The organism is Flavobacterium endophyticum (genome assembly GCF_003634455.1).
GTDB lineage: Bacteria > Bacteroidota > Bacteroidia > Flavobacteriales > Flavobacteriaceae > Flavobacterium > Flavobacterium endophyticum.
In genome coordinates this window covers 2,127,511-2,140,329 of sequence record NZ_RBLC01000001.1, presented here as the reverse complement: position 1 = coordinate 2,140,329, position 12,819 = coordinate 2,127,511, and the positions used below count along the sequence as shown (strand labels likewise).

The window sequence follows — 12,819 nt, the reverse complement described above, 5'->3', positions numbered from 1 at the left end:
TCGCTGCCGAAACTGCTGTCAATCCAATATGTCTATGAACGTGTTCTTCTATTCTTTCGCCTCTCTCGAAGCGGGTGCAAAAGTACGATTATTTTCCGAACCTGCAAGACTTTTGAAAAAAATTTTGAATCTTTTTTTCTCCGGCCCTTCCGGCCTCTTCCGATCGGTGTTTTGCGGACGGCAAAGATATGACCCTTTTCCGTTTCCTGCAAATCTTTTTCCGATTTTTTTTCAGGCCTTCTGTTTCAGTACTCGGTAGGAACGTTGCTTGATTGCGGGTGCAAAAGTAGCCCCTTTTTCCGCTTTTCCAAACTTTCGGCACACTTTTTTTTAAAGTTTTTCGCAATGCGCTGGAACACAGTTTTATGGAAGCGGAAGTTTTTTCGGCTGACGGCGGAGGAATCGGGGAAGCCGCGCGGACGCTCCTTGAAAAAGGGCGGCAGGAGCCGGGGCGGCCTGCGGATTCTGTGGCGGAAAAGGCGGAAATATTAGGCAGGAAGCATCCGAAGGAGACTGAAAAACGTCGGGAAAACTGATTTGAAGTATGGTTTTCGACAAAATTTGTCTTTAAATCTGAAGAACCATTTTACGAGAAATGCTTTCTACTTATAAAACTAGTCGAAACGCATGGCTTTTACAGGAGAAATCTTTGTTACTATATAGGAAGGAATCAAAAGAACCGCCAAACAAATTATAAGAGTTCCTATATTTAATAGAAGAATATAAAGCCAATCTAAATATGCAGGCGCTACGTTTACATAATAACTGTCTGGATTCAACTTTACAATACCGAATTGCTGCTGGATAACAATTAAACCAATTCCGATAACATTACCCCAAAGCAGGCCGCGGATTATTAAATAGAAGGCATTATACAAAAATATTTTACGGACTGTCCAATTGCTCGCACCAATTGCTTTAAGGATTCCGATCATCTGTGTCCTTTCCAGAATCAAGACGAGCAATGCAACAACCATATTAATTGTTGCTACGATAACCATAATTACAAGAATGACTATTATATTGAAGTCGAACAGCTGCAGCCATTCAAATATATTATAGTATTTTTCAGAAATCGTTTGGGTATCGAGAGTTTTCGAAGCGTCTTCTTTATTTTGGGTATTGTCATACACCTCTTGTCCTTTCTGCTCGATCTTATCAAAATCATCAATAAAGACTTCAAAAGCGCCAACTTGATCTGGTTTCCATTTATTGATTCGTTGCAGGTGGCGAATGTCTCCTATTATATAGGTAGCATCAAATTCTTGAAATCCGGAATTATAAATTCCTGCCACGACAAAAACTCTAAGGTTAGGCAGCTGGTTGCTATTTTCTTTCATGAAGAAAGTATTGAACTTGTCTCCTACTTTTAAGTCAAGTCTATCGGCAAGGTATTTTGAAATCAAAACATCAGGATTGAGCTTCTTCGAAACATCGGGAAGTTTTCCTTGGATTAGGTATTCTTCCAAATTCTTCCATTGATAATCTTTCCCTACTCCTTTATATATGATTCCCTCGAAAGAGGTTTCCGTCCTGATGATTCCTGCCTTTGTAGCTACAGCTTGGATATGGCTGATTCCTTCAACGCTTTTAAATTTAGGGTAGAAATCTTGATTGGTAGAAATCGGATTGATGCTTACTTCAGATTGGTTGTCATCATAATTGGTTATAATAATATGTCCATTAAAAGCCGCAACCTTTTCTCGTATCTTTTGCTGGAGTCCAATTCCTGTGGCTACAGATACAATCATCATAATCATTCCTATTGCAATAGCGGCAATGGCAATTTTTATAATTGGCGCAGATATACTACTTTTATGATTTTTAGCAGCAATCAGTCTTTTGGCTATGAAATATTCTAAATTCAAATTTTTATGATATCAAATTCGGTTTTCAAAAATACAGTTTTATTCTTGGTTTTGTCAATTCTTTCCTGTGGAAATTCATTTGATGCAAAAGGAAAAAGGGAAAAACCGAAAGCTCATGATACGGCTAACAAGCCTGGGCAAACTACAATTGCGGAAATAAAAACGGGAGCAGACAATTATGAAAAATACCTTCCTATACTAAAGGACAAAAAAGTAGGCGTGGTCACCAACCAAACCGGAATTTTATCGAACAAGACACATCTTGTCGATTTCTTACTAGAAAAGAAAATCAACCTCCAAAAAATCTATGCTCCGGAGCATGGTTTCCGAGGCACTGCCGATGCCGGCGAATTGGTCAAAGATGGAAAAGATACCAAAACTGGAATTGCAATCATTTCTCTTTATGGAGACAACAAAAAACCAAAACCAGAACAATTAGCCGGTATTGATATCCTAATTTTTGACTTGCAGGATGTGGGTGCCCGATTCTACACTTACATCTCTTCGCTACATTATGTAATGGAAGCTTGTGCCGAAAATAAAATTCCGCTCTTGATTTTAGACCGACCGAATCCGAATGGAAATACCATTGACGGGCCAATCTTAGAAAAAGAAAATTCAAGCTTTATAGGAATGCATCCTATTCCTGTCTTGCATGGACTAACAATCGGCGAGTATGGAAAAATGATCAACGGAGAAAAGTGGCTGAAAAATGGCATCCAATGTGACTTGACCGTAATTCCGTGCTTGAATTACAATAAGGAAATGAATTACCCTCTTCCTGTAAAGCCTTCACCTAATCTTCCAAACGATCAAGCGATAAATCTTTACGCCAGCTTGTGCTTTTTTGAAGGCACAAATGTCAGCTTGGGAAGAGGAACGGAGCAACAATTCCAAATCTATGGTTCTCCTTTCTTGCCAAAAACTAATTTCAGCTTTACGCCAAAACCTAATTTTGGGTCGAAAGATCCATTGCACAACGGAAAGGTTTGTTATGGAGAAGATCTTTCTAAGGCTCCGAGAGTAAAAGGTATCGAATTGAAATGGCTTTTAAAAGCGTATGCGACAACATCGGATAAAACCAAATTCTTTATTCCTTTCTTTACAAAACTGGCTGGAACAAAGAAACTGCAAGAACAGATTGAAACCGGAATGACGGAAACTGAGATTAAAAAAAGCTGGGAAAAAGGATTAGAGGATTTCAGAAAAATAAGAAAAAAATATGAAATTTATTAATGGAGATATTCCTAAAAATGTGTATTTTTAGATGTGGCTATTTAACATGCCGACGCTAAACCTATAAAATTTACCACCATGAATACATCGCAATTACTTTTAGACTATATGGACAAGCTGCAGGAATTTTTCGAAATGATTGATTATTACGTAGACAAAGCCATCGAATTATTCCACAGAGCAAAAGAATGGGTCGAGAAAATATTGGAATACATAAAACAAGGAATTGATTATGTAGTTGATGCAATCGGCGGCCGATTTAGCGAAACGATAGAACTTCCCGAAGATTATATTTTTGTATAAAAAAAGAGACCTTATTTAGTAAGGTCTTTTTTTTGCTTCTTTGTTATCTTGCTAGCGCCAGATTTGGTTATAAATAGCAAAAAGTAAACCACAACAAAAACGATAAAAAATAATCCGACCATTATCGTGACTTCCATTATTTTATCGAAAAGACTTGTTACGACTATTCCTTGGTTGACAAAAACCAGTAAAATTGAAATTGCTACTGAGGCAAAAAAGATATAAAACAGGTTTCTTTTGTGTTTCATAAAGTGATATTTTATAATGGCATTCTTTTTTTCATTTCTTCAACAATATTATAGGCCGCAGGACAAATGGCAACATTCTGCAATGTCAAGTTTGAAATCTGCTGAAACTTCTTCCTGTCGGTATGCGGAAATTCTCTGCAAGCTTTTGGACGTACATCATAAATCATGCAATAATTTTCCGAATCTAAAAAAGTACACGGAACACTTTGCAGCACATAATCATTATCTTCATCGATTCGCAAATACTGGTCAATGAACTGTTGTGGCTTTTGGCGGAAATGCTTTGAAATTCTTTCTATATCGGCAATCGTAAAAAGTGGCCCTGTTGTCTTGCAGCAATTAGCACACTTTAGGCAATCCGTTTTCTTGAATTCCCTATCATGCAATTCCTGCATTACATAATCGATATTCTTGGGCGCCTTCTTTTTAAGCTTATCAAAATACTTCTTGTTTTCGTTATGCTTATCTTTGGCCTGCTTAGGAAGATTTTTGATTATTTGTTCCAACGTAATTTATTTGCGGACAAAGTTACACTTTCTACTTTATCTTTAAACATAAACCTTAAATCGATGAAAGACCTTTTTGGAAAAGCCATATTAGATTACCAGACCAATAATGCTCCGGAAAATCTGATTACTGAAACTTCTATATCTGAAGCCGACGAAATGAGCGTTGCTTATTTGTTTCGGGACTTTTCGGCCATGCCAAAAATTGAAAAGCAAGCCCTGAAGCTGGCCAAAGGAAAGGTACTGGATGTAGGATGTGGCGCTGGAAGCCATAGCCTGTATCTTCGAAATGACAAAAAACTTGAAGTTCTTCCTATTGACATTTCTGCAAATGCGATTGAAGCGTGTCGTTTGAGAGGATTGGAAAATGCAACGATTCAAGATGTAATGAAGATGGATTCGAACGATCCTGGCAACAAATTTGACACGATTTTGCTTTTGATGAATGGCACAGGGATATGTGGGAAATTGCAAAATATTTCTGACTTCTTGCGTCAGCTAAAATCATTGCTTTCTCCAAATGGACAAATACTCATTGATTCATCGGATATCATCTATATGTTTGACGAGGATGAGGACGGCGGCAAATGGATTCCGACCGACAGAGACTATTATGGGGAAATTACATTTACTGTATTCTACAAAAACGAAAAAGAAGAACCTTTCGATTGGCTCTATGTCGACTATAACACTCTGCAGAATGCCGCTTTCGCAAATGGCTTACAATGTGAATTAGCCTTGGAAGGCGACCATTATGATTACCTGGCAAGGCTAACTCTTTAGTTTTTAAATCTGGATTAAGTCAGTCGTAGCAATAATTTCTTTTAAAGCGTCATAAAGCCTATCCAAATCTTCTTGGGAATTGTAAGCATTTATAGAATATCGGATATAAAAATTGCCATTGAGAGGCATGACAGGTATTTCAATCTTATATTTCTCAAAAAGCAACTCTTTTAGTTGTAAAGGTTCCTTCGTTTTGACGGGACTGCTTGCCATCTGTCCTAAAAATTCTTTTGAAATTGGACACAAAGGCTGGGTATGTAGCAAATCGCAGAAACGTTGGTAATTCTCTAGAACCGTATTTTTACATTTTTCGGATACTTCTTTCCAATTGTTGTCTTCAAGAAAATCAATTACTTTAGGTGTACACAAAAAGGCAGAAATATCTCTTGTCCCTTGATACTCATGGTAATCTAAAAATTGGGTATCATTAATCATTTCATTATCATAACCCCAACTTACAACTAATGGATCGATATCGTCTTGGAATTCTTTCTTTACATATAAAAACGAGCTTCCTTTTGGAGCAAGCATCCATTTGTGTAATGTTCCGGTATAAAAGTCAGGATTCATTTCTTGTATATTCAAATTGATATGTCCAGGAACATGAGCTCCATCAACAATTGTTATCAGTCCGAGTTCTTGTGCTTTTTTGCAGATTTCCTTGACAGGGAATACTAAGGCTGTTGCACTAGAGATTTCATTGATAAAAACCACTTTTGTATTTGCGTTATAGCCTTTCCAAAAGTCTTCTAAGATTTGCTCTTTTGAAATGATCGGCAAAGAGATTTCCTGTCGGACGTATTTGGCTCCTGATTTTCGACAGAAAAAAGTCCAAGTTCTGTCCATTGCGCCGTATTCATGATTTGTTGAAAGAATTTCATCACCCGGCTGCAGGTTCAGGCTTCTCATTATAGTATTTATTCCAATTGTTGGATTAGGCGTAAAAAAGAAATCTTCAGGCTGGCATCCGATGTATTTGGACAGTCTTTCTTTTGCTTTTTTCAAATAGCCACCTGCTTTTTTTTGTATAAACTGGACGGGCTCGTTTTCTAGCTCTGATTGAAATCTTTGATATTCTTCAAATATGGGTTTTGGACAGGCTCCGAAAGAACCATGATTTAGAAAAGTTATGGAGGAATCTAATAGAAAATGCTGTTTCATAATTTTTAGGGTATAAAAAAACCCAAATTTACGATTTGGGTTTTGATTTTTTAAAGAAGAAATTATTACTGCATGTATTTCATCATGATAGCTTGCAATTCTACACCCCATGCCTGAGCTGCTTCCATTGTTTTTTCTGTCAAGACTCCAGCTTTTGCCGTAATTTTTTTACCTACTGGAGACTCATAGAATTTTATCATCTCTTTGACGTCTGCATGTGTGTATTCTTTCATGTAGGCGTCTGCAATCTTATCAAAATAAGCTGGCATCGTTGCTTCAAAGTCTTTTAGGAATGCTGCTTGTTTTGCTTCAGGAATCATTCCGAGAATTTGCTTTTTTGCTACATCAATTTGAGCTGTAGCGCCAGTCATCTCGATTACTTTTTTTACATCGCTTTTAAAAGCTGCATCTTGTGCAAATCCAATTTGAGTTGCTAAAACAAAAGCGAATGTTACTACTAATTTTTTCATGGTTTATTGTTTTTATGTTGGTTTGATTTATTGACGGGATGTAAATACAATCGGGATTTTCATTTCAACGCTAACTGCCTTGCCATTCTTCATTGCGGGTTTCCATTTGGGCGACATTTTCATAACCCTTATGATTTCTACGGCAGTTTCAGCATCTGAAAACTGTAAAAGTTTAATCTTTTTTATGCTTCCATCTGGCTCTACATTGAATGATACTAGGTTTTTACTTTCTGTTTTTGAATTCTGGGCTTTAAATTCGGTATTGAAAAAATCAAAGAACTCTTTCATTCCTCCCGGAAACTCAGGATATGCTGAAATCTCGGCTCCATATACATCTTCTGTATCCATTAATAATTCTTGAGACTGAGCATCGAATGATAAAAATACCAAAATTAAAAGAATACATGCCTTTTTTATGATATTGCTCATGGCTTAAGGAATATTTAAATATTTATGAGTCTGCAACGAAACTCTCCATTTCGGATTGTTCATCACATAATCAACAATCAGCGGTGTCATCGCTTCTTTCTTGCTCCATTCTGGCTGCAGGAAAAGGATTGCGTTTTTATTTACTTTTTCTGCTTGTTCTTCAGCAAAAATAAAGTCATGCTTATTGTAGATAATTACTTTGAGTTCGCTTGCATTGTCATAGACAGTTTGGGTAGGAAGCTTGTTTTTCTTTGGAGAAAGCGTAATCCAGTCCCAGTCTCCGGATAGCGGATAAGCACCGGAAGTTTCTATATGGATCCTAAGATTTTTCTCTTTAAGTTTTTGCGTCAGTGGCCCCATATCCCATGTCAATGGCTCTCCTCCAGTCACAACGACGGTATCAGCATATTTCTTTGCATTCTCTACAATTGCGTCTATTGCTGTTGGCGGATGTACTTCGGCATTCCAGCTTTCTTTGACATCGCACCAATGACATCCAACATCACAGCCTCCAATACGGACAAAGTATGCGGCAGTTCCTGTATGATATCCTTCGCCTTGAATAGTATAAAATTCTTCCATCAAGGGAAGCATTTCTCCTTTTTCAACGGCGGTCTGTAATTCTTTCTTCAACATCATCTTTAAAATAGTCTGCAAAGATAGGGATTTGATTTTGGATTGCCGATTTTTGAAACAAGGGTTTAGGCAAAGTTTAAGATTCAGCTACGTTAAGCCAAAAGAAGGCATAAAAAAAACCGGCAGATTAATCTGCCGGTTTTATAAAATCATTCTATTATTTTTTTAAGACATCAAGAGATTCTTTGATGTATTGGCTGTTTGGATCTAAAACCAAAGCTTTTTCAAAATATTCTTTTGCTTTTGCTTTGTCAGAGATAGCATAGTGAGAACCGATGTAAGAGTAAGCTCCGATCAATCCTGCTTTTACGCTTTCTTTAGCTAATTCAGCTTCACCTTTTGCATGCACAACTTCAATGTATTTTTGGTAGTGAGCAACGGCGCTATCTTTCGCTTCTTGTCCAACAATGAATCTATTGATTTTAGCTCTGTTTAAGTGAGCATCTTGTGTTGTTGGAGAACCAGCTACTACATTTCCGTAGGCTGTGTCTGCTTTTTTAAGCAATTCTTGTACTTCAGGCTTATTTCTTTCAGCATCTGTTTTCAAGTCATTTGCGACATAGAACAATACTGCATTTCCAAGGTAGAAATTATCAAGAAGTGCATTTTTAGAATTTGGTGCTTTTGTAGCAGGCTCAAATACTTTAACGGATTCTAGATATAATTTTTGCTTGTATAATGAAACTCCTAAGTCACTGAATTCAGCTCCAATTGCAGGATCAATTTCTGTAGCTTTAGCCAAATCTACCATTGCGCTATCGAATTGTGCTTTGTCAGCTATAGTTCCTTCGGCAGTAATTGCTTTTCCTAATTTAGCTTTTGCCAAGAAAAGGTAGTCTCTACCGCTTACTCTTTTAGGATCCGCTTTTGCAATGAAATCATTTAAAGCTTTGATACTTTCATCATAGTTTTTGTTTTCGTATGCAGCATATCCTAAATATCTGTAGATTCTAGGATTTACTTTATCCAATTGCTGCATGGCTTGTGCTTCTTTTTGCAATGCTTGATAATCTTTAGCCAAAATCAAGAAATCTGCATGACGCATTCTTGAGTCAAGAGAATAATCTGTCAGGCTCATGTATTTTTCATAATACTCTAACGCTTTTTTGATGTATTCTTCACGCTTAGATGTATCGCTAGTACTCCAGAAATAATACGTCTCAGCTAATTCACGATACACAGGACCGTAATTTGCGTTTAATTTTATTACTTCATTAAAAGCAGTAATCGCTTCTGGGAATGCTTTTGCATTTTTAGTAATAACACCCAATTGCATTTTTGCACGTACTAATGAATTGTCTAAATCATAAGCTGTTCTGTAAGAGCTGTACGCACTGTTTACGTCAGCATCACCAAACTGAGCATCTCCTAAACTCAAGAAAGCTTGAGCATATTTTGGATCCACAGCAATCGCTTTTTTCAATGAAGTTATTGCTTTTTTATAATCGTGATTTTCAGAGTTGATATAGGCTTTACCAATATATAAAAACTCTTCAGCGTCTTTCTTTTTTAGGTTTGCAGTCGCTTTATTAAAATTGGCATCAGCTTCAGCAGCATTGCCTTTATCAAGACTGATTTCTCCAAGTCCTATATAGTTAAAATTGCCATTATCTTTAGCAACAATACCCTTGTCAAAATAAATTTTCGCAGAGTCAGCATTATCTAATGCAAGATATACTTCTCCTAAATGAAAATAATTCTTTCCTTTATCAGGGCTAGAAGCGATTAATGATTTCAGGATTGTTTTGGCTTTTTGATATTGTTCAGCATCAATTGCTTTTTTGGCTTGGTCTAAATCCTGAGCAAAAGCTGCAGTTCCAAAAAAGAATAGCGACAAACTGATAAACTTAATTTTTTTCATTTCTCTGTTCTTTATAATTTTTATTTATTTTCCACATCTTTTCTAACTTTAACTTCTCGTAAAGCTAGTCTAACCGGAGCTAGTCCAGATTTCAAAACTATCCTCTGTCCCACGTCTCCTGCAACAAAAGTTGCAAAACCCATACCCAAACCTACGGCACCTTCATAATTTAACATATAAATCTTGCGCGATAATGGATATAATCCCTCTGCCAGATTGGACTGACTAGGCTTATAATACTCCGAAGAGTTGGGCTCACTTTTAACATTTTTGACTGCCAAAACCTTGACGTTGGTTGTAGAATTCAACATATCTGGCATGGGCTGTGTCATCCAATTGACCCCAATCACGCCAATATATCCGTCATTCTCACTTATGTATTTGATAACATCATTGTTTGATTTTAAAGCAAAAATATTTTTGTTATCTACTTTTGCTACAGATGCTTTTTTGCTCAAGACATCAATAGTACTAGAATTTGCATTATCAAATACCAATCCTTTGATGGAAGCGACGGGCTTGCCATTCATAAAATCAATTACGTCTTGTAAATCAATTACTGAGTCTTTTGCTTTTTTGTTTGCAATCAGGGCAATGCCATCAATTGCAATTTGCGTTATTCTAGGTGTTATGCCTTTATCAGCAAAAATTCTTTCTTCGCCCTTTGTCAATGTTCTAGACATGACTACCAATTGTGTGGAATCTTTCTTCAAAAGATCTAAAATAGCTCCTTCTGTTGTCGATACCAAGTTTACCTTTTCGGGTCTTTGGCTATGAAAAACTGAAACTTGGTCTTCCATTATTGGCATGACTGTTTCATCGACATAGAAAGTTACTGTATCGTTTCCTTTTGCTTTCTTATCTGCACAAGAATCAATAAAAAAAATCGCGATTATAAATGCGAAAAAAAAGAATAGAAATCTTAGATATTTTGGCATATCAGAATTAATTAGAAATTCATTTTTATTATTGGTTCTTCCTGAAGAAGCGTACGAATCTAAAAAAAGAGTATACGATCAGCAGCAGTCCGAAGGCTACTCTGTAGGATTGAGGCATATCGATAGGCATGTTTTGCCAAAAAATAATGGCGACGCCTAAAACGAAATACATCAAAAAAAACAGGATTCCTAAAATGAGAAGAAATCGCTCAATGAGCGATTTCTGATCTTTATTGGCCATATTCCTACTGACGTTCATTAGTTAGATTTAATCACTAACTTAATCGGAAGGTTATAGGAAACACGTACTGCTTTACCATTTTGGATACCAGGCTTCCATTTTGGAGCTGATTTCAACATTCTGATTGCTTCTTTACCTGTTCCGTAGCCTAAGTCTCTTACAACTTTAATATCGGTAAGACTTCCATCTTTTTCAACAACGAAGTTTACGATTACGTTACCGCTAACATCGTCATCTACTTCAGGAACTCTATAGTTCTTTTTTACGTAAGCATAGAAACCTGCAATACCTCCAGGAAACTCTGGCAAAACTTGTACAGATGTATAAATTTTGTTTGGATCTTCCTCGATAACTTCAGCGTCTACTTTGATTTCGCTTGCTGTACCATCAAGAACTACTTCTCCACCTTCTTTTGCTTTAACTGTTTCTGAACCTGTTTTTTTAAGTTCATCAACAACAGCAACTTCTTCTTTTACGACCTGCTTGTCTACAACAACTGGCGGTACATATTTTTGAATATCTACGTTACTTTGAGTCTGCTTTTGAACAACCGGCTCAACAATAATCTCTTCTTTTTTTACAGGCTCTTGAATATTCACTAAAACTACTTGTTCGTCTAAAACTTCGTCTTTTTTAGCAATATTGTCAGAGATAAATTTAGAAATAATTGGAATGCATACCAAAAACAAGAAGATAAGACCTCCAATAAGCAATGCTTTTAAGGTTCTCTTTCCGCTATTTGTACGTAACTCATACGCTCCATAGCTTTTATTTCTGCCTTCAAAGACATTCTCAATCCAGCTTTGTTCGAATAAGTCTAATTTTGAATTTGACATATTTTAATTTTTTAATAGATTAATGAATCAGACTAATAAATTTTATTGTCTTCCAAAAACTTAATGTCTGCATCTGTTATGTCAACAATCGCATATTTTTTCACCTTAGTGATTGCCATCTCGTCAAGAATATCAACCAAATTTTTATAATTTGATTTTTTACTTGGTTTTATGATAATGGTAATACCACTTTTTTCAAGATCTGCGCCATCTGCTTTATTTTTTGCATCAACGCCAGCTTTTTTGTTCAAGATCAAATCTCTAACACCTGTTTTTCCGTATCCAGATACAACAGGTCCGTCAAGAGGTGGTCCGTCTGTTCTTCCACTATACCAAACCAATTTATCTCCAGATCCTAACACCAAAGTTAAAGTTCTCCAAGCTGGAGTTTCTGGTGGAACTGGATCATCAATTTTAGGTTCATCCGGCATAGCCAAATTCATCGATTGAGGCTTTGACAACGTAGTCGTTAATATAAAGAAGGTAATCAATAAGAATGCCAAATCCACCATGGCTGTTAAGTCAACCGAAGGATTTGATTTTTTACTTCTTACTTTGCCACCGCCTTTTTTACCACCGCCGTCGCCCGTATTTAATTCTGCCATTTCTTACGAATATATTATTTTATTAAAAATCATCACTTCTTAGACCAGTAACCAAGAAAAAGTTATTCTTATTTTGTTTTTGCAAAATGTCTAAAACTTTTTTTACCGTCGGATATTCTTCTTTAGCATCACCTTTAATAGCGATATCTAAATCTTTACCATCTAAATCTTTAGTTACTTCTCTTGAAATCTTTACCCAGTCAGCTAGCTGATTGTTGATAGAATCATAAGGCACTCCTGGTTGAGTTCCTTCTCTCATCCTATCCTCATTTTTCATATCAATCAACTGCTTCATTTGTCTGATATCAACTCCAAAACCATCAAGAAGTGCAAATTTCTTTTTGTCTGCTTCTGAGAATTTAACACCGTATTTCTCTCCCATTCTTCCTAGAGTCTCCGATCTCACTTCTCTTCCTGTCACACCAAAGAAAACTTTCTCTTTACCAATAGTCAAAGTAGCAAGGTTTTCTTCTGGCAATTTAGTCTGAACCGTTGAGGCTGGAGTATCTACTGGCAAAGCTTCTGGGACTTTTGCTGTAGCTGTCATAATGAAAAAGGACAGAAGAAGGAATGCCATGTCACACATCGCAGTCATGTCAATTCTTGAACTTTTCTTTGACAATTTTATTTTAGCCATTGTTTATTTATTTTTTAATCAAAGCCAAGAAGGAGAAACTTCCTTCTCATGGCTTTAATAT

General features: G+C 36.4%; 15 protein-coding genes. 3 read left to right on the top strand and 12 right to left on the bottom strand.

Annotated elements, in window-relative coordinates; all coding sequences use genetic code 11:
• Nucleotides 1–614 precede the first annotated feature (614 nt).
• Nucleotides 615–1,868, bottom strand: coding sequence for an ABC transporter permease (locus CLV94_RS09600; protein ID WP_121376170.1), 1,254 nt, complete (start codon nucleotides 1,866–1,868; stop codon nucleotides 615–617).
• A gap of 6 nt (nucleotides 1,869–1,874) precedes the next feature.
• Here CLV94_RS09600 and CLV94_RS09595 point away from each other — a divergent pair, with 6 nt between their 5' ends.
• Together CLV94_RS09595 and CLV94_RS09590 are read left to right on the top strand one after the other, a co-directional pair.
• A complete protein-coding gene (locus CLV94_RS09595) occupies nucleotides 1,875–3,104 on the top strand; it encodes an exo-beta-N-acetylmuramidase NamZ family protein (RefSeq protein WP_121376169.1) in 1,230 nt (409 codons plus the stop codon).
• Between the two features lie 78 nt (nucleotides 3,105–3,182).
• Nucleotides 3,183–3,407, top strand: a complete 225-nt coding sequence (locus CLV94_RS09590; protein WP_121376168.1) for a hypothetical protein — start codon at nucleotides 3,183–3,185, stop codon at nucleotides 3,405–3,407.
• Nucleotides 3,408–3,418: 11 nt separating this feature from the next.
• On the opposite strand, the gene CLV94_RS09585 is transcribed toward CLV94_RS09590, so the two are convergent.
• Together CLV94_RS09585 and CLV94_RS09580 are read right to left on the bottom strand one after the other, a co-directional pair.
• Nucleotides 3,419–3,655, bottom strand: a complete 237-nt coding sequence (locus CLV94_RS09585) for a hypothetical protein (RefSeq protein ID WP_121376167.1) — start codon at nucleotides 3,653–3,655, stop codon at nucleotides 3,419–3,421.
• A gap of 11 nt (nucleotides 3,656–3,666) precedes the next feature.
• Complete coding sequence (locus tag CLV94_RS09580; protein WP_121376166.1) at nucleotides 3,667–4,161, bottom strand: YkgJ family cysteine cluster protein; 495 nt, start codon at nucleotides 4,159–4,161, stop codon at nucleotides 3,667–3,669.
• 63 nt (nucleotides 4,162–4,224) lie between these two features.
• On the opposite strand from CLV94_RS09580, the gene CLV94_RS09575 reads away from it, so the two are divergent.
• Nucleotides 4,225–4,944 carry a class I SAM-dependent methyltransferase gene (locus tag CLV94_RS09575; protein ID WP_121376165.1) on the top strand — a complete coding sequence of 240 codons (720 nt, stop codon included), beginning with the start codon at nucleotides 4,225–4,227 and terminating at the stop codon, nucleotides 4,942–4,944.
• A gap of 3 nt (nucleotides 4,945–4,947) precedes the next feature.
• Here CLV94_RS09575 and CLV94_RS09570 read toward each other — a convergent pair whose 3' ends face one another.
• The 9 genes from CLV94_RS09570 to CLV94_RS09525 form a co-directional block, all read right to left on the bottom strand.
• Nucleotides 4,948–6,105, bottom strand: a complete 1,158-nt coding sequence (locus CLV94_RS09570) for an aminotransferase class V-fold PLP-dependent enzyme (protein WP_121376164.1) — start codon at nucleotides 6,103–6,105, stop codon at nucleotides 4,948–4,950.
• 65 nt (nucleotides 6,106–6,170) lie between these two features.
• Nucleotides 6,171–6,575, bottom strand: coding sequence for a DUF2059 domain-containing protein (locus CLV94_RS09565; protein ID WP_121376163.1), 405 nt, complete (start codon nucleotides 6,573–6,575; stop codon nucleotides 6,171–6,173).
• 27 nt (nucleotides 6,576–6,602) lie between these two features.
• Nucleotides 6,603–7,004, bottom strand: a complete 402-nt coding sequence (locus CLV94_RS09560) for an energy transducer TonB (RefSeq protein ID WP_121376162.1) — start codon at nucleotides 7,002–7,004, stop codon at nucleotides 6,603–6,605.
• Between the two features lie 3 nt (nucleotides 7,005–7,007).
• The gene (locus CLV94_RS09555; RefSeq protein ID WP_121376161.1) at nucleotides 7,008–7,640 is read right to left on the bottom strand and encodes a 7-carboxy-7-deazaguanine synthase QueE; all 633 of its coding nucleotides are present in this window, start codon (nucleotides 7,638–7,640) and stop codon (nucleotides 7,008–7,010) included.
• Nucleotides 7,641–7,797: 157 nt separating this feature from the next.
• Nucleotides 7,798–9,501: a tetratricopeptide repeat protein gene (locus CLV94_RS09550; RefSeq protein ID WP_121376160.1), complete on the bottom strand. Its 1,704-nt coding sequence runs from the start codon at nucleotides 9,499–9,501 to the stop codon at nucleotides 7,798–7,800.
• A gap of 20 nt (nucleotides 9,502–9,521) precedes the next feature.
• Entirely contained in the window at nucleotides 9,522–10,439 is a 918-nt protein-coding gene (locus tag CLV94_RS09545; protein ID WP_121376159.1) for a PstS family phosphate ABC transporter substrate-binding protein, read from the bottom strand.
• A gap of 258 nt (nucleotides 10,440–10,697) precedes the next feature.
• On the bottom strand, nucleotides 10,698–11,516 hold the full coding sequence (locus CLV94_RS09535) for an energy transducer TonB (RefSeq protein ID WP_121376157.1): 819 nt from the start codon (nucleotides 11,514–11,516) through the stop codon (nucleotides 10,698–10,700).
• A gap of 32 nt (nucleotides 11,517–11,548) precedes the next feature.
• Nucleotides 11,549–12,121 carry an ExbD/TolR family protein gene (locus tag CLV94_RS09530; protein WP_121376156.1) on the bottom strand — a complete coding sequence of 191 codons (573 nt, stop codon included), beginning with the start codon at nucleotides 12,119–12,121 and terminating at the stop codon, nucleotides 11,549–11,551.
• 22 nt (nucleotides 12,122–12,143) lie between these two features.
• Nucleotides 12,144–12,758 (bottom strand): ExbD/TolR family protein, encoded by a 615-nt coding sequence (locus tag CLV94_RS09525; protein ID WP_121376155.1) that lies wholly within the window; start codon nucleotides 12,756–12,758, stop codon nucleotides 12,144–12,146.
• Nucleotides 12,759–12,819: the final 61 nt, after the last annotated feature.

What these genes read in the sequence shown, in the direction of transcription:
- CLV94_RS09550 (WP_121376160.1), bottom strand. Translation starts at nt 9,501, where the DNA reads ATGAAAAAAATTAAGTTTATCAGTTTGTCGCTATTCTTTTTTGGAACT.
- CLV94_RS09560 (WP_121376162.1), bottom strand. Translation starts at nt 7,004, where the DNA reads ATGAGCAATATCATAAAAAAGGCATGTATTCTTTTAATTTTGGTATTT.
- CLV94_RS09525 (WP_121376155.1), bottom strand. Translation starts at nt 12,758, where the DNA reads ATGGCTAAAATAAAATTGTCAAAGAAAAGTTCAAGAATTGACATGACT.
- CLV94_RS09595 (WP_121376169.1), top strand. Translation starts at nt 1,875, where the DNA reads ATGATATCAAATTCGGTTTTCAAAAATACAGTTTTATTCTTGGTTTTG.
- CLV94_RS09565 (WP_121376163.1), bottom strand. Translation starts at nt 6,575, where the DNA reads ATGAAAAAATTAGTAGTAACATTCGCTTTTGTTTTAGCAACTCAAATT.
- CLV94_RS09555 (WP_121376161.1), bottom strand. Translation starts at nt 7,640, where the DNA reads ATGTTGAAGAAAGAATTACAGACCGCCGTTGAAAAAGGAGAAATGCTT.
- CLV94_RS09535 (WP_121376157.1), bottom strand. Translation starts at nt 11,516, where the DNA reads ATGTCAAATTCAAAATTAGACTTATTCGAACAAAGCTGGATTGAGAAT.
- CLV94_RS09590 (WP_121376168.1), top strand. Translation starts at nt 3,183, where the DNA reads ATGAATACATCGCAATTACTTTTAGACTATATGGACAAGCTGCAGGAA.
- CLV94_RS09575 (WP_121376165.1), top strand. Translation starts at nt 4,225, where the DNA reads ATGAAAGACCTTTTTGGAAAAGCCATATTAGATTACCAGACCAATAAT.
- CLV94_RS09585 (WP_121376167.1), bottom strand. Translation starts at nt 3,655, where the DNA reads ATGAAACACAAAAGAAACCTGTTTTATATCTTTTTTGCCTCAGTAGCA.
- CLV94_RS09570 (WP_121376164.1), bottom strand. Translation starts at nt 6,105, where the DNA reads ATGAAACAGCATTTTCTATTAGATTCCTCCATAACTTTTCTAAATCAT.
- CLV94_RS09545 (WP_121376159.1), bottom strand. Translation starts at nt 10,439, where the DNA reads ATGCCAAAATATCTAAGATTTCTATTCTTTTTTTTCGCATTTATAATC.
- CLV94_RS09530 (WP_121376156.1), bottom strand. Translation starts at nt 12,121, where the DNA reads ATGGCAGAATTAAATACGGGCGACGGCGGTGGTAAAAAAGGCGGTGGC.